A 21,126-nucleotide genomic window follows, 5' to 3' on the forward strand; every position below is an offset into this window, starting at 1 on the left:
AGTTTGGTCGATTCCAAAGGCAAGATAGTTGGCCGTCGGCGGCCGACGGGTGGCAATGACCGACTACTTCGAAGTCCTCGACCGCGACGGGGCCGCCCGGATCGGCGAACTCCGGCTTGCCGAGCCGGTGACGACGCCGGCCCGCGTTGACGACGTGCTCGTCGACAGCGGGAGCCTGTGGAACGCCAACCGCGAGGTTCCCGACGGCGACGAGGCGTCGCTGACGATCCTGCCACACCGATCGCTACCGGCCGGTACCCGCGAGGAGGTACAGGACGCCTTCGGCACCGACCACGCTGACACCGATTTTCCAACGGCCGCTGTCGTCGCCAGCGAGAATCCCACCGAACAGGGAACTGACGCCTACATCCTCAGCGACGCCGCGGGGTTCGTCGGCCACGGCGAAGGGTTCAAAGACGCGATCATCAGCGCGAAAGAGGCCCTGCCGGCCGACACCGCGCTCGTCCTCTCGGGCGTCGCCACGCCGCGAAACGTCGCCCTGCTTGCGTACGCCGGCGTCGACGGCGTCGACGCAAAGCTGGCGAAGGTCAAGGGCAGCCAAGGCAAGTACCTCACCAGCGACGACGAGGCATTTCTTGAGGATCTCGACGAACTCCCCTGTAGCTGTCCGGCCTGCCAGCAGCCCCGCGACGAGTTCGACCGCGAGGACTGCATCGACCACAACGTCGCCGCCCTCGACGCCGAACTCCGGCGCGTCCGCGAGCGGGTTCGCGCGGGTCGCCTGCGAGACTATATCGAAGGTCAGGCCCGCCACGACAACTGGCTGACCGCCGCGTTCCGCGAGTTCGACGACCAGTACAGCTATCTCGAAACCCGAACGCCCGTCTTCCGAACCAGCGAGATTTCGGCGGCGACGAGCGACACCCTGCGGCGCGTCGAGATCCAGCGGTTCGCCGAGCGCGTGACCACTCGCTATCGCAACCGCTTCGACAACCCCCTCGTGCTCGTCCCGTGTTCGGCCCGTAAACCCTACAGCGACTCCCAGAGCCACGGCCAGTTCCACGACGCCATCGGCTACCGCGGCCACACCGTCTCGATGACCTCGCCCATCGGCGTCGTTCCGCCGGAACTCGAACTCACCTACCCCGCCCAACACTACGACTCGGTCGTCACGGGTCGGTGGTCAGAGGATGAAAAGGAGTTCGTCGCCAGCGTGCTCCGGCAGTATCTCCAGCGCAACGACTACCCCCGCGTCGTCGCCCACGTGCCTGACCACGGCTACCGGGATATCGTCGAACGCGTCGAAGCCGACAGCGACCTCGACTTCGAGTACACCGTCGAAGGCCATCCAACCGATACCGACTCGCTGGCAAACCTCGCTGGCGCACTGGAGGGTGAACTCAAATTCTCGAAACGGGAACGCCAGCACAACACGATCAAAGCCATCGCCGACTACCAGTTCGGCGAGGACGCTGGCGACGCACTGTTTGGCGATATCGAGATCCAAACGACCGGCCGCTACCCCAAACTCCAGATCCGCAACGGCGACGGCGACCAGTTGGCGACGATGGTTCCGCAGTACGGCCTGCTGGCGATGACACTCGCCGGCGGTGACCGCTGGCTCGCAAGCGACGCGCCGACCAAGACGGTCGACATCGAGGGCTTTGTGCCTCACGGCAGCGTGCTCGCCCCGGGCGTTGTCGACGCCAGCGACGACATCCGGCCGGGCGACGAGGTCGTCATCCAGGGATCGGCCGCCTTCGCTGTCGGTCGCGCGGAGATGAGCGGCCCGGAGGTGGTCGACTCGACCCGCGGCGTCGCCAGCACGGTGCGACACGTCCGTGAGCGATAGGGTCGACAAGTGGCTTATCCAGCCTCGCAGTCGTGTTCGATCAACGTCTGCCGGTACGGCTCATCGTACTCGCCGTCAACGGGGCTATCCTGGATCATCCGGTAGAGCGTGATCGACTCGGTGGGTTGGTCGTAGCGACTGGTCGCCTCTCGGCAGGCCCACTCAGCGTATCCCCGTCCGATGGCTCCGTCGTTGTCGCCGCTCACCGCGGACATGAACTTCCGTTCGCGGAACGATTCGTAGGTCGTCGCCGCATCCGGCGGGCGGTCGAATGAGGGGCTGTCGCCCAACGCCGCCACCGTCGAGCCGTTCTCCAGCGTCGCGTTAGTGATAAACCAGCTGTAGGAGTCCGTCGGATTCGGCGCGTACAACCCCCACGACTGATCGAGGATCGCCGTCGCCTCATCCTCGTATGGCGGATCATACTCGGCAACGTGGCCGACACCGTAGAGCAGGACAAAGGCGAGGGCGAGAACACCCAGCACCGTCAGCAGCGAGGCTGCGTAGGCTCGACTGAAGGAAACGACATCGCCGCGCCCCCGACTGCGAAGCGTGTCAGCAAGCCGGCGTTCGATCGGCTCACCACCGAACCACCAGCCGAGTCGGTGTGCCGGTGGCGGTGTCGTTACCGACTCCGGTAGCACGCGGACGGCGGCATTCCAGAACGGCGGCGTCAGATACGGGATCACCGCGGCCGTCAACACGAAGGGGAACAGTCCGACCATCAGCGTCGGTACCATCCCGAGGAACGCACCGATGTAGACAAGCGCGACCGCCGCCCTGAGCCGCCCAGCAGTCAGAAACAAAAAGACGATCGAGCCGGCCAGCAGTGTCACCCAGCTATAGTTGAGGAGTTCCAATAGCGTCGGATAGGCACTCAGGTAGTTGCCCAACAGGACGGTCATCTCGTCGTTGGCAAAGGCGATCTGGAGAGCCTCGCCGGCATACCACGTCTCACCCTGGTGTTTGAGCACCGCGTTCTGGGTAAAGACGACTAGCGGTTGAGCAAGGACGGCGGTCGTCGCCGCGCTTATCACCGTTTCACGATACTCACCCCGGCGAACGGCATCAATCGACCACCGTTCGCCGAGCGGCGTTAACAGCGTCAGCGGCAGCAGCGTCCGCAGGAGGATGTCGCCGCCGTTGAGCACCGCTGGATTGCGCGCGTGCAACGACACCAGCAGGACGAACGAACAGAAGCCGACGAGCCGCGTGCGGTAGCCGACAACGAAGGCGAGCGCGAACAACCCGGCCAACACGAACAGCAGGGCTTGGAACCACAGCGCGCCGGAAAGTGCGTGAATCGACAGCCCGGCAAACTGTGTGTAGGTTGCCTCGTGAACGGCCAGCGGGTAGACGCCGCTGTCGGTGTAGTATTTCTCGATGCCGGGCGCGCGGTGGGCAAGATCAATGAGCAGAATGGTTCCCAGCAGGATCCGCATGGCGGCCAGCGCGCGGGTATCGACGCGGAGTCGACGACGGGCAGCGGCGATAGCCGGTGCGAGCGGCCCGCCGGAGCCGAACAACCGGGTCGCCGACGCGCGGAACCGAGCGAGGGGCGAGGCGTCGGTCATACGTCCAAGGGAGAGATCACGTATCGTGCCGACAGTACTGCCGGCAGGTGCTTCGAGCCGCGGAGAACTGGCTGTAGCAACATACTCGGGGCTACAATGCGCGGCAGATAGGTTTTGTGTGTCAGCGACCACACGCAGAGCGGCGACGGTTGCAACGGCATCATTGCTGTATCGATATTGACAGCGGACGCTGCCGATGATTCCACTGCTTGCGGTCGATTATCGCGTGAGCGAACCCCCTATGTTGCTACAGTCCCAAGTGATCGTATGGGCATTCCACTGGCGATGGGGTGGCGACACCTGCTGTTTGAAAACTGGCGGGTCGACCCGGATGTGATCGCCGAACGGCTTCCCGAGACGCTCACCGTCGACACCTACGACGGGTCGGGCTGGCTCTCGGTCGTGCCGTACACCAATGTCGCCGTCCGGCCACAGTGGTTGCCGGCCGCGGTCGGCCAGCCGCTGCCGGAGCTCAACCTGCGCACCTACGTCACCTGCGATGGCGAGCCGGGGATCTACTTTTTCAGCCTCGACGCACAGGGGGTCGCCGGCGTGCTCGGCGCGCGGGTGACCCAACATCTCCCGTACTACTACGCCCGGATCAGCCTCGAGGGTGACGGCGACCGAATCCGGTTCGACAGTCGCCGTCGGCATCCCGGCGCGCGGCCAGCCCACTACGCCGCGACCTACGGGCCAAGCGGTGAGGCCTTCGAATCGAGTGAGGATCCACAGGCACAGTTCCTCACGGAACGCTACCGGTTTTACACCGAAGGATCGGATGGCACGCTTCGCTACACCGATGTCGACCACGAGCCGTGGACGCTGTATCCGGCCGAGGCCGAAACAGAGACAAACACACTGTTCCGCGCCGACGGGTTCGAACACCCGGACGGTGAACCAGTGCGATACTACAGCCCCGGGGTTGATGTGACCGCCGGCACAAGCAGTCGGTGGACTGGAGGCACCCAATGAGTAATCAACCGGCGACAACTGACGACGATCCGCTGGCCGAGCTTGGCGGCCGGCCGGTGTTGCTGTTCGATGGCGTCTGCAACCTCTGCAATCGAAGCGTCCAAGAGATCATCCCGCGAGACCCGACCGGCAAGATCGCGTTTGCGCCGCTGCAGTCGAAGATCGGCCGCGCCCTCCAAGATCGACACGGCTTCGACACCGATGACCTCGACACCGTCATCCTCGTTGAGGGCAACTCGGTGCAGACGAAATCCGACGCGGCGATCCGGGTCGCCGAACTGCTGGGGTGGCCCTACGCCGCGCTCGTCCTTGCTCGATTAGTACCGCGAAGCGTCCGCAACGAAATCTACGATTTCGTCGCCGACAACCGGTATGACTGGTTTGGGCGGAAAGACCAGTGTATGGTTCCTGACGAGGACGTAAGCGATCGGTTTCTGGAGTAACACGGCGACGACACCGCATGAGGAGAGCTGACCAGTCGGTGTCGACGCTGTGGCTTGCGGTCGTCGTGCTGGCAGTCGTGATGCTCGTTGCCTCCGTGATTCCGGTTCCGGCAGCGACGCCACGGACAGATCCGACCGGCAGCGTCGACACCACGACACTGCTCCATATCGTCGGCTACGCGACGCTCGCGGCAGGCGGAGTCATCGCGGTCGCACGCGAGGGATGGCCGGGGGGTCGTCGGCCGCGTCGCGTCGAAATCAGTGCTGTCGCCGGCGTCGTCGCCCTCGTCGCACTGTTCGGCGTCGGCACCGAACTGCTGCAGGCGACGATTCCGTGGCGAACCTTCGCAGTCGCCGAAGTCGGACTCAACGCCGCGAGCGCGGCGGGCGGCGGCCTGCTCGCAACGATGTGGTTTTACCGCCCAATCGAGTAAGGCTGGCAATGAGCAAGCCGAGTCCGGAGGTCTACGAGGAAGACCGCGGGATGGACGCCCACAACTCCGTCATGCGGGAGATTCGTGGGCTGAAGGAGAAACACTACGACCCCCACGAGCCGACCCGCGTCTGGCTCGACGAAGACAACACCCCCGGCGGCGTCTACGACTCGCTGACGATCATCCTCAACACCGGCGGCTGTCGGTGGGCACGGGCCGGCGGCTGTACGATGTGCGGCTACGTCGCCGAAAGCGTCGAAGGCGGCAGCGTCGCCCACGACGCCCTGATGGATCAGATTCAGGTCTGTCTTGATCACGAGGCCGACAACGTCGACGAGCCGGCCGAATTGATCAAGATATACACCTCCGGCTCCTTCCTCGACGAGCGCGAGGTCGGCGCGGAGACGCGGCAGGCCATCGCGGAGACGTTCAGCGACCGCGAGCGGATCGTCGTCGAATCGCTGCCCGATTTCGTCGACCACGAGAAGGTCACCGATTTCACCGATCACGGGCTCGCGGTCGACATCGCGGTCGGCCTCGAAACCGCGACCGACCGTGTGCGCCACGACTGCGTGAACAAGTACTTCGATTTCGCCGACTTCGAGGACGCTTGTGCGACCGCACAGGACGCTGGCGCGGGGATCAAGGCCTACCTGCTGATGAAGCCGCCCTTCCTCTCAGAGCAAGAGGCCCGCGACGACATGGTCGACTCAGTCCGGCGGTGTGCGGCGGTCGATGGCTGTCACACGGTGTCGATGAACCCCTGTAACGTCCAGCAGTACACGATGGTCAACGAACTGTTCCGGGCGGGTGGCTACCGGCCACCCTGGCTCTGGTCGGTCGCCGACGTGCTGGAACGAACCGCCGATGTCGACGCCATCGTCGTCTCCGACCCGGTCGGCCACGGCTCGGATCGCGGCCCCCACAACTGCGGCGAGTGTGACGACAGAGTCCAGAAAGCGATCAAGGACTTCGATCTGCGACAGGATCCCTCGGTGTTCGAGCAGGTCAGTTGCGACTGTGAGCGAACGTGGGAACTCGTGATCGAGGAAGAGACGAGCTACGCGATGCCGTTGGCGCGGTAGCGATACGTCCATTCTTTCGGTTCACTCATCCTCAAGAATTTCCTCGCGGCTGAACGTCTCACTGTCGCCCGTTCGGCGGGCGTACTCGACGGCGGCGATCTCCTTCCAGCTTTCACGGGTCAGTCCCGGATGTTTGACCGTATCGCGGAGCGCGTCGCGAATGAACTCACTCCGACTATTGTAGCCCTCTTCCTGCCATGTCGCGTCGATATCTTCGAGAAAGGATTCCGTTAGTCGGATATTGATATTCGTTTTCGCTGGCTCGCCGCCGTCATTTGTATCTGTACTCGACATACATACGAATTACGCGCTACAATAAAAAACGTTCTGTCAACGTATTAATCAGCACGGCACCCGACAGTGACAACAGGAATGTCGAAACAGATCCAGCTCGATGACCGCGTTTATCAGCGGCTCGAATCGATCAAGGACGACAGTGAGTCGTTCAGCGACGCTATCGAACGGCTACTCGGTGAACAGTCGTTCAGCGACCTCCGGGACGTGTCCGATAACAACCAAGTCAACGAGATGCGGGCAGCTATCGAGGAGACGACAGCCGAACCTGACCGATAGGAACCGAGTGAAGGGCGAAAATAAAACTCTCAGGCCCGGAACCCGGTCAGAATGTTCTCGCCATCAGTACCGCCAACATCGGGCAGCGTCGCCCGCTCGGGATGCGGCATCAACACCGCGACCGAGTCGCGCTCGCCGAGGATACCGGCGACGTTGTGCGTCGAGCCGTTCGGGTTCGCCTCATCAGTCACGTTGCCGTCAGCGTCACAGTAGCGGAACAGCACGCGATCGTTGGCGACGAGGTCGTCGTATCGCTCCTCGGTGATCTCGAAGCGACCCTCGCCGTGGGCGATAGGGATCTCGATCACGTCGCCCTCTTCAAAGTGCGCTGTCCACGGTGTATCGGCGCGTTCAACCCGCAAGTGGACGTGTTCACACTGGAAGCGCGCGCTCTTGTTCGTCGTGAACGCGCCCGCGGTGAGGCCGGATTCACAGCCGATCTGCGCGCCGTTGCAGACACCGAGGACGGGTGTGCCGTCGGCGGCCGCGTCTCGAACCTCGTCCATGATCGGTGAGCGAGCGGCCATCGCGCCGGCCCGGAGATAATCGCCGTACGAGAAGCCGCCGGGGATGACGACGCCGGTGGTGTCCGCAGGGAGGCCGTCCTCGTGCCAGACGCGTTCGGCGTCGATATCGAGATATCGGAGGGCGCGAACCGCATCGCGGTCGCAGTTCGAGCCGCCGAACTGGATGACCGCGACCGTCATGCGGACTCCGCGGCGGGGGCCGCCGACACCTCGTAGTCGTGGATCGTCGGATTCGCCAGCAGGCGTTCGGCCATCGACTCGGCGCGCTCCTCGGCTTCGGCGGCGTCGTCGGCTTCGAGATCGATCTCGAAGCGATCGGCCGACCGGAGTTCGGAGAGTTCGAAGCCGAGCCGTTCGAGGGCCTGCTTGGTCGTCTCGGCTTCCGGATCAAGGACGCCGTGTTTCAGGCGGACGGTCACGGTCGCGGTGTAGGCGGTCATTACCGTCGACTGGGTGAGGGGCGCGAAAAACTCTTTTGAACCGGCGGTTCGGAGCGAGTTGGCGTCGAAGCGATCAGGCAAATAGCTGTCGGGCGTCGTCGACGGCCTCGACGAGTGCGTCGATCTCCTCGCGGGTGTTGTAGACGTAAAACGATGCCCGGGCGGAGGCTGCCGCCCCAAGGGTGTCGTGCAGTGGTTGGGTACAGTGGTCGCCGGCGCGGATCGCCACGGCGAAATCGTTGAGGATGCTGGAGAGATCGTGGGCGTGGACGCCGTCGACGTTGAAGCCGACCAGCCCGCCGCGGTCGTCACCCGGCGGGCCGTAGATCGTCACGTCGTCGTAGCGGTTCAACTGGTCGTAGGCGTACTCCGCCAGCAGTTCCTCGTGGGCCTGGATGTTTTCCATCCCGATATCTTCGAGATAGTCGATGGCGGCATCGAGGGCGATCGCCTGGGCGATCGAGGGGGTTCCGGCCTCGAACTTCCACGGGAGGTCTTCCCACGTCGACTCATCGTAGGTCACCTTCCGGATCATGTCGCCGCCGTAGAGATATGGCTGCATCGACTCAAGGATGTGTTCCTTGCCGTAGAGGACGCCGATCCCCGTCGGCCCGAGCATCTTGTGGCCGGAAAAAGCCAGGAAGTCGGCATCGATCTCGCCGACATCAACCGGTCGCGTCGGCACGGATTGGGCCCCGTCGACAAACGAGTAGGCGTCGACCTCATGAGCCATCTCGGTGATCTCCGCGACAGGGTTGATCGTCCCGAGGGCATTGGAGATGTGGACGAGCGAGACCATCTCCGTGGAGTCGTCGATCAACTCGGCGGCGTGTTCCATATCGAGGCGACCCTCGTCGTCGATCTCGATAAACCGGAGTTCCGCGCCGGTGCGCTTGCAGATCTGCTGCCAGGTCACCAGCGAGGCGTGGTGTTCCATCTGTGTGGTGACGACCGAATCGCCCTTGCCGAGTTCGGCCAGCCCCCACGCGTAGGCAACGAGGTTCATCGCCTCGGTTGTGTTTTTGACAAAGATGATCTCCTCTCGGCCGTCGGCACCGATGAAGTCGGCGACGTTGTCGTGGGCCTCCTCGTAGGCAACGCTGGCTTCCTGGCTCAGTTGGTGGATGCCGCGGTGGACGTTGGCGTTGTAGCTGTAGTAGTAGTCAACGATGCTGTCGACGACAGCTTTCGGGGTTTGGCTGGTCGCGGCGTTGTCGAGATACACCAGCGGTTCGGTGTCGTCGTCGCCCTCGCCGGGGGTGGTCACGTCGCCGCCGACGTTGCGGTCGAGCACCGGGAAATCGGCCCGGATCGCCTCGACATCGATCGGATAGGCGTCCTGCGTACTCATTGAGCCTCTGTAGGGGCCCCGGGGGTAACACGTCTTCGGTTCGCCTAAGAATGCGAAATGAATGACGGTTTCGTTGCTCGCCAGACGCAACTCACAACCACAACAGTTGGGCGTGTTCGGTGCCGTCAACGTCCAGCACCCGATCCTCGTCGATGAGGCCGGCGTCGACGGCGACGCCGACCGACTCCTCGCCGACGAGATTGCCGACGGTTGCCCCCCGGAGGGCGTCGATAACGGCCTCGGGGTCGGCGTCGGTCGCCTCCTCGCCAGCGTAGAACTCCTCAGTTACCTCCAGGGAAATATCGCCGTCCTCGTAGGTCTCGCCGAGACAGTCCTCATCGCAGACGGAGACGAGCGCGCCCTTCGGCGTCTCCCGTTCGCGCAGTAGCATTAGAACTCCTCGGTCAACTCTTCCTCGGCGTCGGCACGGATCTCCTCGGCCTGCTCGATGGCTTCCTGGGCCTCCTCCTCACGACCAAGCTCCTCCAGGGCACGGGCTTTCTCCTCAAGAATCTCGGCGTTACGCATCCCCAGGCGGAGCGCGTTGTCGAAGGCGTTGAGCGCGTCCTCAGTCAGCCCGCGTTCACGGAGGAAGAAGCCGCGGTTGTACCACGCCTGCGGGAATCGGGGGTCGATCTCGACGGCGCGCTCGGCGTGTTCCAGTGCCTCCTCGGTGCGACCGAACTCCCACAGCGCGTAGGCGAGATTGGTTTCGGCGGTCGCCGCGTGCTCGGAGTCCTCATCGATGCGAAGAGCCTCCTCGTAGGCCCCGATCGCCTGATCGTACTCCTCCAGTTGGCCGTGGGCGACGCCCTTGTTCACCCAGGCCTCCTGGGCCTCGATAGAGTCCTCGTCGGCAAAGCGGGCGGCGCGCTCGAAGGCAGCGGTGGCCTCCTCGAAGCGGTTGATCTCCATGTAGGAGAGCCCGACATCGATGAGCTCCGGCACGTCGACCTGCTCGGCAGAGACGTTGTGCTTGTCGAGTACGTCGGTCAACACGCGAGAGTCGACCGGGTCGACCTGGTCGGGATCGACACCCAGATCCGTCGGATCGAGGGTAAACTCCTCGTAGTCCTCGTCGACGCCTTGTCCCTCGGAGAAGGCATGTGAGCGATCGTCGGCATCGTCTGTCATACCCGCTCGTTCGACGCCGCGTCGGGTAAGGGTTGCGTCAGGCGGCGTTGGGATCGTCGGCTCTCCGACGTTGGGTCGATCGGCCGTGATGTGGCTGCGCGTTACGCCAGTTTGTAGTAGACAGAGGTTCCGTCGTCTGTCTCCACCTCTTTGGTGGTCACGACCCCTTCCTCGACGAGCTCGGTGAGTGCGTCATCGATATCGTTGACGACGATCGTCGTGGCGGCCACGTCGCCGGCAAAATCGATCAACCCGTCAGCGAACGAACCGAGTGAGCTCTGGGTTCGATCCATGAACACGGGGGTGTAGTCGACGCCGAGGACGATCTCACGCTCGGTGAAGGCCCTGTCCGGTCGCTCGCTCAGAAACGACGTGACGAGATCTTTTTCGGTTTCGATGGGGTCGACCTCGTCGTCGGCACTCGGTTCGTCACCGCTCTCATCGACAGCTCCGGCATCGAATTCATCGGTGGAGATTGGCATTCTGTGTGTGGGTATGACGACGAGGAGTAATTACCTGTCGAACATCCTGAGAGACGCGACACGAGCGCGCCCAAACGCCTTTTTCGCCACCGCCGCAAGGGGTCGGTATGCGATACGGCGTTGTGGCTGACATCCACGGCAATCTCCCCGCCTTCGAAGCCGTGATCGAGGCGATGCCCGCGGTCGACCGATGGCTCTGTGCCGGCGATATCGTCGGCTACAACCCCTGGCCCGCCGAGTGCGTTGACCGGATTCAGGAACTCGACGCCGCGACCGTCATGGGCAACCACGACCGCGCGGTCGCCAGCGACACCGGCTTTCGGTTCAATTCGATGGCCGCCGCCGGCGTCACCTACGCCCGCGAGGAACTCGACGAGGACGCCATCGACTGGCTCGATTCGCTCCCGAATCGCCGAACCATCGCCAGCGGTGAGATCCTGATCGTTCACGGCCACCCCGAGAATCCGGATCGCTACACCTACCCCGATGAGTTTTCGCCTGGAATGTTGGAGGACAACGCCCGCGTGACGATCACCGGCCACACCCACGTGCAGGGCGTCCGGGAGTTCGACGAGGGCGTCGTGATGAACCCCGGCAGCGTCGGCCAGCCACGCGACGGCGACCCGGAGGCCGCGTTTGCGGTGCTCGATATCGACGAGAGCGACGACGGGGGCGGCACCGCCGCCATCGATGTCGAAACCCACCGCGTCGCCTACGATATCGATCGCGTGGTCGACGCTGTCGAGGAAGCGGGTCTCCCGGAAAAGATCGGGACGCGGCTGCGTAGCGGGCGGTAGCCAACCGTTTAGCCGCTATACCTCGCGTTGGACGATCTCTAAGGTCTCTTCGCGGTCGTCCCAGGCGACAAACAGCGCGACCGAGGTCGCACTCGTGATCACGTCATGGAGGTTGATTCCGGCGTCGGCGATCGGCGTGAGGACGCTCTGGATAACCCCCGGTCGGTTCGGGAGTTCGCCGCCGGTGACCCGGATGACGGCGATGTCGTCCTCAACGGTGACACTTGAGAGCGTGTTGCCGCTGACGACCCGCTCGTGGAGGACGGGTTCGGCCTCGTCGGCCAGCTCGCTGTCGACGTAGAAGGTGATCGAATCCATCCCGCTGGCGACGGCGTCGATGTTGATCCCGGCGTTCCGCAGCGCGTCGGAGAGATCCGCCAGAATGCCGGGGCTGTTGCGGATCGACCGCCCGGCGACGGTCAGACAGGCGAGTTTCTGTTCCTGCATGTCGATGAGGTTCTGGAACTCGCCTTCGATCTGGGTGCCGCCGGTCAGCAGATCACCGTGTTGGTAGTGGACGACCCGCACATCGAGGTGTTCGTGTTTGTACGACAGCGCACTCGGGGCGACGACCTCCGCCCCGCGGAAGGAGAGATTCCGGAGTTCGTCGACCGAGATGCGGCCGACGTTGCGCGCGCCTTCGACAACCCGGGGGTCGCCGGTCATGACGCCCTCGACGTCGGTGACGATGACGACCTCGTCGGCGTTCATGTAGTTGCCGAGCATGACCGCGGTCGTATCCGAGCCACCACGGCCCAACGTTGTGATATCGCCGCCCTCGTTTTGAGCGAGGAAACCGGTGATGACGGGAACCACGCCGTCGAGTTTGTCGGCGAGGGCCGTGGCGCGTTTCTTCGTGGCTTCAACGTCGACCTCGCCGACATCGTTGGTGATGATCGGCCACTCGTCGCTGCCGGGCTCCAAAAAGAGGGCGTTGACATCCCGCGCAGCGAGTGCAGCCTTCAGCATCCGGACGCTGGTGCGTTCACCCATCGAGACGATCTCCGCGCGATCCTCGTCGGAGACATCGAACTCGATGTCGTCGAGCAGATCGTCGGTTGTCGATCCCATCGCGCTGGCGACGACGGCGATCTGGTGGCCGGCCTCAACGGCAGCGGCGATCGAATCCGCCGCGCGGTTGATCCGCTCGCCGGTGCCCAGACTCGTCCCGCCGAACTTGGCGACGACCCGCATCAGCACCCCTCCTGTGTCGCTGTAGCCAGCCCAGTGCTCCCGATATCGTAACGACGCATGCCCGCCCGTTGCGTGGGGACCTGCATAACGTTGTTCACTCCGTGTTGCTGGGGCGTCGCCGTCACGGCGAGAGCCACACCGGAGTCGGCTGGCTTTTTGTCCGCCGGCCGTCGAGAAACGCGTATGCAAACGCTGACCGAAAAACGGGTCTTCGGCGCGAAAACCGGCGTCACCGACGTGTTCGTCGCCACCGACGCCGGCGTCGCCGCCGTCACCGTCTCGGCCGACCAGATCGGGGCGTTCGGCCTTGCCAGCCGGGAGCCGGCGACCGCGGTTGCGGCGACGGCCAACCGACTTGTCGTCGGCACCGACGAGGGGGTGCTCGCGGCTGATATCGACGCAGCCGACCGGGGTGCCGACGTGGCGGATCCGACGTTCGAGTCGATCGGTGGCGACGCGATCGGCGCGGTATCAGCCGTCGATATCACACCAGAGGAGATCGTCGTTGCCGACGGCGACGGGGTCGTCTACGGCGGCGAGCACGCCGGCGCGATCACCGAGCCGCCGGTCTGGGAACGCCTCGGGACGACCGACGGGGGTCGCGCCATCGACGCCGGCCTGCTCGCGGCCGCCGACGGCGTCTACCGCATCGATGACGACGGGCTGACCAACACCGGCCTCACCGATGTCCAGAGGGTGACCGGCGTCGGCCAACCGCTGGCGGCGACAGCCGACGGCCTGTTCCGGCTGGGTAACGGCTGGCAGTCGGTCGCCGATGGCGCGTTCCGGGCGGTCGCCGCCGACGGTCACGGCCACGCCCACGCCGTCGGCGAGGCGGGCCTGCTCGTTCGCTCGGCCGAGGAGGGCGCGTGGGCGACGACAACCCCACCGGTCGAGGCACCGATCGTCGATCTGGCGGCCGACCGCGGGATCGTTGTTGGGATAACCGACGACGGAACGCTGTGTGTTACCGCCGGCGACGGGTGGCGACATCAGCGGCTCGGTCTGCCCGGGGCCCAGGGCGTCGCCATCGGTGGCGGCACGGATGGCTCGTAAGCGACGCACACCGAAACCCCGTTTAGGGGTGGCTGAACTAGGGCTCGTATGGCTACGATCGTACCCGCGCCGAGCTCCCAGTCGGTGGCGGCCGCGCTTGCGGCAACCGGCGTCGGCACGCTGACGACCCCGACCTACGAGTGGTTTACCGACGACGAAACGCTGCTTTCGGTTCCCGAGTTTGACGACGACAGGGCGATCATCGTCGGCTCGACAGCAACCAACGATGCCCACATCGAGTTGCTCCAACTCCAAGATGCGGTTCGGGAGGCCGGCGCGACCGACATCACGACGGTCATCCCGTATCTCGGCTACGCCCGGCAGGATCAGGCGTTCAAGCCCGGCCAGCCGGTCTCTGCTCGGGCGATGGCGAAGGCGATCTCGACCGGCACCGATCGGGTGCTCGTTGTCAACCCCCACGAGCCCGACGTGACCGACTTTTTCACCGTGCCGACCGAAGCGGTCGATGCGGCCGCCGCCCTCGCCGACCCGCTCGACGACCTCTCAGAGCCGCTGTTTGTCGCCCCCGACGAGGGCGCGACATCGCTGGCGACGACGACGCGGGACGCCTACGGCCGCGGCGATGTGGACTACTTCGAGAAGGAACGCGACTACGATACTGGAGAGGTCGAGGTGACACCGAGCGACGCCACCGTCAAGGGACGGGATGTGGTGCTCGTCGACGACATCATCGCCACCGGCGGCACGATGAGCGGCGCGATCGACGCCCTCCACGACCACGACGTGGGCCGTGTCTACGCGTGCTGTATCCATCCCGTCTTGGCTGGCGCGGCACGAACAAAACTCGCCGCCGCCGGCGTCGAAGCGGTCATCGGCACCGACACCATCGAACGTGCGGTCAGCGATGTGAGCGTTGCCCCTGCCATCGCCGACGCGATCGGCGAGTAGGTGATGAGCAGCGACGATCCGAACGACAGCGAGCCGTCGATCAGCCACCCGACGGAGCGACACGTCATCGAGTCGGACTGCACGCGCTGTCCGAATCTGGTCGACTCCCGAACCTGTATCTCGTGGGGCAACGGCCCGCTGGATGCGACGCTGTTCGTTATTGGTGAAGCACCCGGCGCAGGCGACCCCGATGCCGATATCTGGAAGGGTGGCAACCACACCGGCTACGCCTACACTTCCCGGCACTCCGGGCGGCGGATTCGCCGGCTAGTGGCCGACCTCGGCTATGATGACGACGCCTACTACACCAACGCTGTCAAGTGTTTTCCCGAGGCCGACGGCTCAAACCGCGAGCCGACACCGGAGGAGCGTGCGAACTGCCGGACGCACCTCGAAACTGAACTCGACCGCGTCGACCCCGAGATCGTGATTCCGACCGGAAAACACGCGACGACAACACTGCTGGCGTTCGAAGATCGGACTGTGGATAGCTTTCTTGAGCTCGTCTGTAAGCGAATCGAGTGTCCCACGCTCGGCGTGACCGCGGTGCCGATCCTCCATCCCTCCTATCAGGAGGTTTGGCAGTCCCGACTCGGGTACGACGACGAGGAATACCGGAATGCGATCGCCGCGCAACTGCCGTAGTTGCATGTCGCCACACCGCCTACAGGCAGCGAGACGAGCAGGTAACAGACGAGTCGGCCGGCCGATCAAACCACGGCCTGGCGGATTGAAAGGGCGAGGTACGCTCGACGAACCCCGGCGACGTAAGCACCGCAACGAACGAAGTGAGTGAGGAGCGCAGCGAGCCGCGGGAGTCGAGCGTGCCGAGGGCTTTCTACATCTATCTCTCGTACGCAACTGTGTCTCTGAATACGATGCCCGCACCGTCACCAACGTTCATAATCTCGCCGCCGAAACCATCGCATATGCCCACGATCTTCGAGCAGATCGTCGACGGCGAGATCCCCGGTCGCATCGTCCACGAAACCGAGACCACGCTGGCGTTTCTCGACGCCAACCCGCTTGCGCGGGGCCACACGCTCGTCATCCCAAAGGAGCCCTACGAGCACCTCGACGACATGCCGGCCGACGTTGCCAGCGACGTGTTCGGCGTCGTCCACGAGTTGACGCCGACCATCGAGGACGCCGTCGACGCCGACGCGACCACGATCGGGATGAACAACGGCGAGGCCGCCGGCCAAGAGGTGCCCCACGCCCACGTCCACATCATCCCGCGGTTCGACGGTGACGGCGGCGGCCCGATCCACGCGGTCTCTCCCAGCCGGCCCGATCTCTCGGATGCCGAACTCGACGAGATCGAAGCGGCGATCAGCGAGGCCTGATCGGCTCGCGCTGGGAGTTCGACCCATACCGTGGTCGCGGTATCGGATAAAAAATGTCGACAAACCCGCAATCTTGTTAGCTATCTAACTATTATCCCACTCGGTGCTAGTACCAGGTGTTGCACCATGGCACCGGAGTGTCCCCGCTGTCCCGAGTGTGACGGACAGCTCAAACGCGAGGCCGAGGAAACGGTTTGTGGCGACTGTGGGCTCGTCGTCGATGCCGATCGGATCGACCACGGCCCGGAGTGGCGATCATTTGACGACAGCCGGACGAACCCCGAACGAACAGGTGCTCCGCTGACGGAGGCCCGCCACGACAGAGGCCTGTCGACGGAGATCGGCTACGACCGGAACCTCAGCGAGCACCGCCGCCGGAAGTTCATCCGGCTGCGACGCCAGCACAACCGCGCCCGCGTCGGGCGGAAACGCGACCGCAACAAGATCTACGCGTTCAAACAGATCCGGCGGCTGATCGGCGAAAAATCGCTGCCGGATTCCGTTCACGATCAGGCCTGTCGGCTGTTCCGATCGGCACAAAAGGAGAGCCTGCTACAGGGTCGCTCGTTGGAGGGGTTTACCGCGGCCTGTGTCTACGCTGCCTGTCGGATCAATGCGGTGTCACGGACGATCGAGGAGACCGTCGCGGCGGCGAAAGCCGACCGCGGGGAGTTTCGGGCGGCCTACGACGCGCTCAACCGAGAGCTCGGATTACCCGTCACGCCGACCAGCCCCGCCGAATACCTCCCGCGGTATGCGACCGAACTGGGGGTGGCGACGGCGGTCGAACGCCGCGCCCGCGAGCTTGTCGACCGCACCCAACAGGAGGGGATCGCCAACGGTCGCAATCCGAGCGGGGTTGCCGCGGCCTGTCTGTACACCGCCGCCAAGGAACACGACGCCGAGGTGACCCAACGCGAGATCGCCGATATCGCCTCGGTGACACCGGTGACGATCCGGAACACGTTTCAGGAGTTGGCGGCCGACCCACCAAAACAGTAGCTGGCGGCCGATCCGCCAACACAGTAGCCGGTAGCTGCTGAAACCGCGACGCCTCGTTAGACGGCCTCGCGCTCCGGGTCAGGAAGGAGATACACGTCCGGGCCATCCTTCAACACCGACACCGTCTCGGCGTCGGGATCGACGAAGTCGGGGCGGGCGACGGTTTTTGCCTCGTAGGTGTCGGGATCGAGAAGCTGGATCGAGTGCTCGTCTTCGACGGCGACGACCGTCGTCTCGACGGCGTCTCGTCGGTGACCGATCGGATCGACGGTTGGCAGCCCATCGCCGTCACCACTTGCCTCGTAGGGCTCACCGGTTGTGAGCCGCCGACCTGTCAGGTTGTTGTGCGCGCTCCGCACCAGTACCGGCCCCTCGCCGTCGCCCGGGTCGACCACATCGCCGGCGGTGTATTTCGGCAGCCGGGCGACGAAGGTGACCCGGTAGACCTCGTTGCCGTCGCTGTCCTCGGTCACCAGGGTTGGGTGGTCGTCGACGGTGCCGCCGAACCGGTCGGTGATGCGGTTGGCGACGGCCTGGCCGAGTTTGTTCGTCGAGAGCTTGATCGTCGGGCCGGCGTCGTCGTCGGTGTCGATCTCGGTGATAAACGCCTCTCGGTCGCCGTCGGCTTCTTTGCCTGCGACGTAGCTTTCAGCGATCTCGATGGCCTCGGCGGCCTCCTCGTCGGTTGGCTCACGATCCTCGGCGCGCACTTGGACGATGCTGGCGTAGTAGCCACCGGCGATCCGCCCACAGCGATCACAGACCTCCGTGGCGATCCGGACGGGCACGATCAACTCCTCCTCAAGCAGGGTCTCACGAACAACCCCCGAGAAGGTGCAGTGCATCCGGATCGTCGTCTCGTCGACCTGTTCGGGCTCGACACCCCACTCGACGTTGTCGGCGTCGATGTGGACGGACAGCGATTCGCTGACCGCGTCGATGGCGATATCGGTGTAGTCAACGGCACCAACATCGACCCAGCGGTTGCCGCGGTGTACCGCGCCACAGCGACCACAGACCGTCACCTGCACGCGCTCGGGCGCGTCGATAAAGTCGAATTCGTCGAAATAGCAGCTGTCACAGAGCGCGTCGCTGTCGGCCCGCGGCGCGCCGGGCCGGGGTTCGGTCCGCTCGGCGACCGTCTCGCCGCACTCCGGACAGAAGCCGCGTGACTCAGTCATGATCGGCTGGTAAACGTGGCGACTGGTTAAGCGGCGCGAATCGGCTGCCGTCGCCGCCGCGACCTCACCGCTTATGTGTGGAGAACCCGACGCTGTCAGTATGGGTTCAGGCTACACCGTTGGGATCGATCTGGGGACGACACGCAGCGCGGTTGCCTACGTCGCCGGCGGCGACCCGGAGGTGATTACGACGGGCAACAGCGGCGAATCGGTCATCCCCTCGGTGGTGCAGTTCACCGAGGACGGCGAGGTCAACGTCGGCCAGACGGCCGCCAATCTCGCCGTCCAACACCCCGAACGGACGGTCACCGAGATCAAACGCGAGATGGGAAGCGAGGAACCGATCTCGGTTGCCGGCGAGGAGTACCTCCCCGAACAGCTCTCCAGCCTGATTCTCGAACACGTCATCGATGAAGCCGAGGCGAGCATCGGCCGCGACGTTGACAGCGCGGTGATCACGGTGCCGGCGTACTTCGACGATCCGAAACGCACCGCAACCGAGACCGCCGGCGAGATCGCCGGCCTTGAGGTCGAACGCCTGCTGCCGGAGCCAAGTGCAGCCTGTCTCGCCTACGGCCTTCACGAGTCGAAACTCGGCTCCGGCGAGGCCGAACTCGCCTTCGTCTACGATCTCGGCGGGGGCACCTTCGATGCGACGCTCGTCGAGATCGATTACGAGATCAACAGCGTCGAGACCCTCCACACCGGCGGCGACAACCATCTCGGCGGCAGCGACTGGACCGAGCGGATCGTCGAGTGGATGATCGAGCAGATCCACGCCGACACCGGGGTCGACATCGAAGACAATCCCGAACAGTTAGCGCGGATTCGACAGGAGGCCAAAAGCGCGAAACACCGACTCTCTGATCTCCCGTCGACCGACGTGAGTGTCCCCTTCGTCGTCCCCGAGCAGTCCTACACCTTTGCGGAGACGCTGAGCCGCGAGCAGTTTGAGGAGCTGACTGCGGATCTCGCCGCCGCGACAACCGAGCCGCTGGACGACCTCTTTTCGCGGGCCGATTACGCGCCCGAAGACGTCGACAAGGTGCTTCTCGTCGGTGGCTCAGTACGGATGCCCCACATTCAGGAGCTTGTCAGCGACTACTTCGGCCAGGAGGCCTCAAATGAGATCAACCCCGAGGAGGCCGTCGCCCTCGGCGCGGCGATCCAAGCCGAAATTATCGATGACAGCGGCGCGGACGCCTCGGCGATGCTGCCCGGCGAGACCGACGACATCGTGTTGATCGATGTGGTACCGCAGTCACTCGGGGTTCGGCTCTCGGATGGCTCGATCGACCACATCATCGAACAGGACGAACAGATCCCGACCTCGACACGAAAGGAGAGCTACGGCACCGTCGAGGAGGGCCAGACCTCGGTACAGATCCGGGTCTATCAGGGCGAAAGCGACACAGCCGCGGAAAACACCAAGATCGGCACCGCCGTGTTGCGGGATATCCCGCCGCGGCCGCCGGGTGAACCGTCGCTGGCCGTCGAGTTTCGGATCACGACCGACGGCCAACTGGAGGTGACCGGCGAGGATCTCAAAACCGGCAAGCAGGTCGAAACCGCGATCGAATCGGCGCTCAGACACTCCCCCGAGGAGATCGATGACCTCGGCGAGGAGCTCCCGGCACTGCGTGAGCCCTAAATGCCAGACAGCTACGGAGGAACGCCGTCGGCGGACTCCTACTACGAGCGACTCGGCGTCGACCGCGATGCCAGCGAGGAGACGATCAAGCGCGCAAGCAAACTCGCTAAGCGTTCGGTTCACCCTGACAACAACAGCAGCGAGCAGGCGACCGCCGAACGCGAGTTCGACCGGGTGACCGATGCCGCCGACGCGCTGACCGACAGCGAGTCGCGGGCCGCCTACGACACCTTCATCGACGACCAAGGAACAGCGACCGGCACCGATCGCTACGAGGAGTGGGACGCGGCCGGCCGACCGAAGTCGCCGACAGCGTGGCTCTCGGAGCCGCGATCGGGCGGGTCGTCGACAACGAACACATCGACGACACAGACAGCGGATACCTCGACCACGGCGTCGACAGCAGACACATCCTCGCGCACACGCACGGACGCGAGTCAGCAAACGAACGCGAATCGCCGGCCAAACGACCGCCGGCGGCCGGGCGAACAGACAGCAGCGTCGACATCGGCCGAGGAGACAGCCGAGACGGCGGCGGACGACGGCTACACCGCGGCCGCCAGCACCCCGGAGACCGAAACCGGGGAGACGACCGAGACAGCGTCGACAACGCCAACCGGGCGGCCGAACTCCAAGCGCGCGCCGGAAAGCGTGTTGGGTGAAGACCCCGAGGAACTGTACAACAAATACGTGCTTGACTCCGATGCTGCGTGGGGGTCAGGCGAGACCGAGGCGGGCCAGGCTGGCGGCGGTAGCGGTACCGGGGGCGTGGCACCTTCGGTGCCGGGAGCCGTTGTGTCGCGGTTCGTCTCGGCGGAGGTCGCCGCCGACATCGATCGGGTCGCCGCCGCGCCGAAACCGTGGTGGCTCCGTGGAAGCCTCGCTGTCGTCCTGTTGGCCCTCGCGGTGGTGGTCGGCCCCATCGCCGAACGCCTCGCGTTGCTTCCCGTTGTCGCGGTGCCACGGATCGGTCTGTGGCTGTATCCGACGCTTGCGGCCGCGGTGACACTCGCTCCGGAGCTGGTTCCACTCGAAACACCGGCCGGCTGGCTGGCGGCCTACGCCGGGCTGTCGGTCGGCTACGCCCTGCTTGGGCGGCGGCTCCGGATGGGTGGACAGTCGTAGCGGTGACCGGCTGCTTCGGTAAGGTTTAGCCCGTTGA

The 21,126-nt window shown here is 64.7% G+C and carries 24 protein-coding genes; 14 read left to right on the forward strand and 10 right to left on the reverse strand.

The genetic code is table 11. The annotated features are described in order from the left end of the window. The first annotated feature begins 55 nt into the window (after positions 1-55). Entirely contained in the window at positions 56-1,813 is a 1,758-nt protein-coding gene (gene arcS, locus HKK80_RS08080; protein ID WP_411799098.1) for an archaeosine synthase subunit alpha, read from the forward strand. Positions 1,814-1,827: 14 nt separating this feature from the next. Here arcS and HKK80_RS08085 read toward each other — a convergent pair whose 3' ends face one another. Next, positions 1,828-3,387 (reverse strand): HTTM domain-containing protein, encoded by a 1,560-nt coding sequence (locus HKK80_RS08085; protein ID WP_411799099.1) that lies wholly within the window; start codon positions 3,385-3,387, stop codon positions 1,828-1,830. Positions 3,388-3,654: 267 nt separating this feature from the next. On the opposite strand from HKK80_RS08085, the gene HKK80_RS08090 reads away from it, so the two are divergent. The 4 genes from HKK80_RS08090 to HKK80_RS08105 are packed head-to-tail and all read left to right on the forward strand — an operon-like array spanning position 3,655 to position 6,321. Beyond that, on the forward strand, positions 3,655-4,359 hold the full coding sequence (locus HKK80_RS08090) for a YqjF family protein (RefSeq protein ID WP_411799100.1): 705 nt from the start codon (positions 3,655-3,657) through the stop codon (positions 4,357-4,359). Further along, positions 4,356-4,802: a thiol-disulfide oxidoreductase DCC family protein gene (locus HKK80_RS08095; protein ID WP_411799101.1), complete on the forward strand. Its 447-nt coding sequence runs from the start codon at positions 4,356-4,358 to the stop codon at positions 4,800-4,802. The genes HKK80_RS08090 and HKK80_RS08095 overlap by 4 nt, the downstream gene beginning before the upstream one ends. Before the next feature lie 17 nt (positions 4,803-4,819). Further along, positions 4,820-5,236 carry a hypothetical protein gene (locus HKK80_RS08100; RefSeq protein WP_411799102.1) on the forward strand — a complete coding sequence of 139 codons (417 nt, stop codon included), beginning with the start codon at positions 4,820-4,822 and terminating at the stop codon, positions 5,234-5,236. 8 nt (positions 5,237-5,244) lie between these two features. Then, positions 5,245-6,321, forward strand: coding sequence for an archaeosine biosynthesis radical SAM protein RaSEA (locus HKK80_RS08105; RefSeq protein WP_411799103.1), 1,077 nt, complete (start codon positions 5,245-5,247; stop codon positions 6,319-6,321). Between the two features lie 21 nt (positions 6,322-6,342). On the opposite strand, the gene HKK80_RS08110 is transcribed toward HKK80_RS08105, so the two are convergent. Beyond that, positions 6,343-6,615: a ribbon-helix-helix domain-containing protein gene (locus HKK80_RS08110; RefSeq protein WP_411799104.1), complete on the reverse strand. Its 273-nt coding sequence runs from the start codon at positions 6,613-6,615 to the stop codon at positions 6,343-6,345. A gap of 78 nt (positions 6,616-6,693) precedes the next feature. On the opposite strand from HKK80_RS08110, the gene HKK80_RS08115 reads away from it, so the two are divergent. Continuing rightward, a complete protein-coding gene (locus HKK80_RS08115; RefSeq protein WP_411799105.1) occupies positions 6,694-6,894 on the forward strand; it encodes an antitoxin VapB family protein in 201 nt (66 codons plus the stop codon). A gap of 29 nt (positions 6,895-6,923) precedes the next feature. On the opposite strand, the gene purQ is transcribed toward HKK80_RS08115, so the two are convergent. The 6 genes from purQ to HKK80_RS08145 form a co-directional block, all read right to left on the reverse strand. Beyond that, positions 6,924-7,601: a phosphoribosylformylglycinamidine synthase I gene (purQ, locus tag HKK80_RS08120; RefSeq protein WP_411799106.1), complete on the reverse strand. Its 678-nt coding sequence runs from the start codon at positions 7,599-7,601 to the stop codon at positions 6,924-6,926. Further along, positions 7,598-7,861, reverse strand: a complete 264-nt coding sequence (purS, locus tag HKK80_RS08125) for a phosphoribosylformylglycinamidine synthase subunit PurS (protein ID WP_120103490.1) — start codon at positions 7,859-7,861, stop codon at positions 7,598-7,600. The genes purQ and purS overlap by 4 nt, the downstream gene beginning before the upstream one ends. 73 nt (positions 7,862-7,934) lie before the next feature. Beyond that, the gene (locus tag HKK80_RS08130; protein WP_411799107.1) at positions 7,935-9,212 is read right to left on the reverse strand and encodes an aminotransferase class V-fold PLP-dependent enzyme; all 1,278 of its coding nucleotides are present in this window, start codon (positions 9,210-9,212) and stop codon (positions 7,935-7,937) included. 91 nt (positions 9,213-9,303) lie between these two features. Further along, positions 9,304-9,603, reverse strand: coding sequence for a DUF424 domain-containing protein (locus HKK80_RS08135; protein WP_411799108.1), 300 nt, complete (start codon positions 9,601-9,603; stop codon positions 9,304-9,306). Then, positions 9,603-10,346: a tetratricopeptide repeat protein gene (locus HKK80_RS08140; protein WP_411799109.1), complete on the reverse strand. Its 744-nt coding sequence runs from the start codon at positions 10,344-10,346 to the stop codon at positions 9,603-9,605. The genes HKK80_RS08135 and HKK80_RS08140 overlap by 1 nt, the downstream gene beginning before the upstream one ends. 101 nt (positions 10,347-10,447) lie before the next feature. After that, positions 10,448-10,828 (reverse strand): hypothetical protein, encoded by a 381-nt coding sequence (locus HKK80_RS08145; RefSeq protein ID WP_411799110.1) that lies wholly within the window; start codon positions 10,826-10,828, stop codon positions 10,448-10,450. A gap of 107 nt (positions 10,829-10,935) precedes the next feature. Here HKK80_RS08145 and HKK80_RS08150 point away from each other — a divergent pair, with 107 nt between their 5' ends. Beyond that, positions 10,936-11,625: a metallophosphoesterase family protein gene (locus HKK80_RS08150; RefSeq protein WP_411799111.1), complete on the forward strand. Its 690-nt coding sequence runs from the start codon at positions 10,936-10,938 to the stop codon at positions 11,623-11,625. A 15-nt stretch (positions 11,626-11,640) separates the two neighbouring features. Here HKK80_RS08150 and HKK80_RS08155 read toward each other — a convergent pair whose 3' ends face one another. Further along, positions 11,641-12,819: an aspartate kinase gene (locus HKK80_RS08155; RefSeq protein WP_411799112.1), complete on the reverse strand. Its 1,179-nt coding sequence runs from the start codon at positions 12,817-12,819 to the stop codon at positions 11,641-11,643. 183 nt (positions 12,820-13,002) lie between these two features. On the opposite strand from HKK80_RS08155, the gene HKK80_RS08160 reads away from it, so the two are divergent. From HKK80_RS08160 to HKK80_RS08180, 5 genes are all read left to right on the forward strand, one after another. Continuing rightward, positions 13,003-13,875 carry a hypothetical protein gene (locus HKK80_RS08160; protein ID WP_411799113.1) on the forward strand — a complete coding sequence of 291 codons (873 nt, stop codon included), beginning with the start codon at positions 13,003-13,005 and terminating at the stop codon, positions 13,873-13,875. Positions 13,876-13,923: 48 nt separating this feature from the next. Continuing rightward, positions 13,924-14,784, forward strand: coding sequence for a ribose-phosphate diphosphokinase (gene prs, locus HKK80_RS08165; RefSeq protein WP_411799114.1), 861 nt, complete (start codon positions 13,924-13,926; stop codon positions 14,782-14,784). Between the two features lie 3 nt (positions 14,785-14,787). Beyond that, positions 14,788-15,429, forward strand: coding sequence for a uracil-DNA glycosylase (locus HKK80_RS08170; RefSeq protein WP_411799115.1), 642 nt, complete (start codon positions 14,788-14,790; stop codon positions 15,427-15,429). A 284-nt stretch (positions 15,430-15,713) separates the two neighbouring features. Beyond that, positions 15,714-16,130: an HIT family protein gene (locus HKK80_RS08175; RefSeq protein WP_411799116.1), complete on the forward strand. Its 417-nt coding sequence runs from the start codon at positions 15,714-15,716 to the stop codon at positions 16,128-16,130. A gap of 126 nt (positions 16,131-16,256) precedes the next feature. Beyond that, entirely contained in the window at positions 16,257-17,132 is an 876-nt protein-coding gene (locus HKK80_RS08180) for a transcription initiation factor IIB (RefSeq protein ID WP_411799117.1), read from the forward strand. Between the two features lie 56 nt (positions 17,133-17,188). On the opposite strand, the gene HKK80_RS08185 is transcribed toward HKK80_RS08180, so the two are convergent. Next, positions 17,189-18,313, reverse strand: a complete 1,125-nt coding sequence (locus tag HKK80_RS08185) for a 60S ribosomal export protein NMD3 (RefSeq protein ID WP_411799118.1) — start codon at positions 18,311-18,313, stop codon at positions 17,189-17,191. 100 nt (positions 18,314-18,413) lie between these two features. Between HKK80_RS08185 and HKK80_RS08190 the strand changes: the two genes are divergently transcribed. Then, complete coding sequence (locus tag HKK80_RS08190; RefSeq protein ID WP_411799119.1) at positions 18,414-19,964, forward strand: Hsp70 family protein; 1,551 nt, start codon at positions 18,414-18,416, stop codon at positions 19,962-19,964. Next, positions 19,965-21,089, forward strand: coding sequence for a J domain-containing protein (locus HKK80_RS08195; protein ID WP_411799120.1), 1,125 nt, complete (start codon positions 19,965-19,967; stop codon positions 21,087-21,089). Positions 21,090-21,126 lie beyond the last annotated feature (37 nt).

It is taken from the genome of Halonotius sp. F2-221B, from assembly GCF_046719765.1.
Taxonomy (GTDB): Archaea; Halobacteriota; Halobacteria; order Halobacteriales; family Haloferacaceae; genus Halonotius.

What these genes read in the sequence shown, in the direction of transcription:
- HKK80_RS08175 (WP_411799116.1), top strand. Translation starts at nt 15,714, where the DNA reads ATGCCCACGATCTTCGAGCAGATCGTCGACGGCGAGATCCCCGGTCGC.
- purS (WP_120103490.1), bottom strand. Translation starts at nt 7,861, where the DNA reads ATGACCGCCTACACCGCGACCGTGACCGTCCGCCTGAAACACGGCGTC.
- HKK80_RS08155 (WP_411799112.1), bottom strand. Translation starts at nt 12,819, where the DNA reads ATGCGGGTCGTCGCCAAGTTCGGCGGGACGAGTCTGGGCACCGGCGAG.
- HKK80_RS08105 (WP_411799103.1), top strand. Translation starts at nt 5,245, where the DNA reads ATGAGCAAGCCGAGTCCGGAGGTCTACGAGGAAGACCGCGGGATGGAC.
- purQ (WP_411799106.1), bottom strand. Translation starts at nt 7,601, where the DNA reads ATGACGGTCGCGGTCATCCAGTTCGGCGGCTCGAACTGCGACCGCGAT.
- HKK80_RS08130 (WP_411799107.1), bottom strand. Translation starts at nt 9,212, where the DNA reads ATGAGTACGCAGGACGCCTATCCGATCGATGTCGAGGCGATCCGGGCC.
- HKK80_RS08160 (WP_411799113.1), top strand. Translation starts at nt 13,003, where the DNA reads ATGCAAACGCTGACCGAAAAACGGGTCTTCGGCGCGAAAACCGGCGTC.
- HKK80_RS08195 (WP_411799120.1), top strand. Translation starts at nt 19,965, where the DNA reads ATGCCAGACAGCTACGGAGGAACGCCGTCGGCGGACTCCTACTACGAG.
- HKK80_RS08170 (WP_411799115.1), top strand. Translation starts at nt 14,788, where the DNA reads ATGAGCAGCGACGATCCGAACGACAGCGAGCCGTCGATCAGCCACCCG.
- HKK80_RS08090 (WP_411799100.1), top strand. Translation starts at nt 3,655, where the DNA reads ATGGGCATTCCACTGGCGATGGGGTGGCGACACCTGCTGTTTGAAAAC.
- HKK80_RS08140 (WP_411799109.1), bottom strand. Translation starts at nt 10,346, where the DNA reads ATGACAGACGATGCCGACGATCGCTCACATGCCTTCTCCGAGGGACAA.
- prs (WP_411799114.1), top strand. Translation starts at nt 13,924, where the DNA reads ATGGCTACGATCGTACCCGCGCCGAGCTCCCAGTCGGTGGCGGCCGCG.
- HKK80_RS08135 (WP_411799108.1), bottom strand. Translation starts at nt 9,603, where the DNA reads ATGCTACTGCGCGAACGGGAGACGCCGAAGGGCGCGCTCGTCTCCGTC.
- HKK80_RS08185 (WP_411799118.1), bottom strand. Translation starts at nt 18,313, where the DNA reads ATGACTGAGTCACGCGGCTTCTGTCCGGAGTGCGGCGAGACGGTCGCC.
- HKK80_RS08110 (WP_411799104.1), bottom strand. Translation starts at nt 6,615, where the DNA reads ATGTCGAGTACAGATACAAATGACGGCGGCGAGCCAGCGAAAACGAAT.
- HKK80_RS08145 (WP_411799110.1), bottom strand. Translation starts at nt 10,828, where the DNA reads ATGCCAATCTCCACCGATGAATTCGATGCCGGAGCTGTCGATGAGAGC.
- HKK80_RS08150 (WP_411799111.1), top strand. Translation starts at nt 10,936, where the DNA reads ATGCGATACGGCGTTGTGGCTGACATCCACGGCAATCTCCCCGCCTTC.
- HKK80_RS08085 (WP_411799099.1), bottom strand. Translation starts at nt 3,387, where the DNA reads ATGACCGACGCCTCGCCCCTCGCTCGGTTCCGCGCGTCGGCGACCCGG.
- arcS (WP_411799098.1), top strand. Translation starts at nt 56, where the DNA reads ATGACCGACTACTTCGAAGTCCTCGACCGCGACGGGGCCGCCCGGATC.
- HKK80_RS08100 (WP_411799102.1), top strand. Translation starts at nt 4,820, where the DNA reads ATGAGGAGAGCTGACCAGTCGGTGTCGACGCTGTGGCTTGCGGTCGTC.
- HKK80_RS08180 (WP_411799117.1), top strand. Translation starts at nt 16,257, where the DNA reads ATGGCACCGGAGTGTCCCCGCTGTCCCGAGTGTGACGGACAGCTCAAA.
- HKK80_RS08115 (WP_411799105.1), top strand. Translation starts at nt 6,694, where the DNA reads ATGTCGAAACAGATCCAGCTCGATGACCGCGTTTATCAGCGGCTCGAA.
- HKK80_RS08190 (WP_411799119.1), top strand. Translation starts at nt 18,414, where the DNA reads ATGGGTTCAGGCTACACCGTTGGGATCGATCTGGGGACGACACGCAGC.
- HKK80_RS08095 (WP_411799101.1), top strand. Translation starts at nt 4,356, where the DNA reads ATGAGTAATCAACCGGCGACAACTGACGACGATCCGCTGGCCGAGCTT.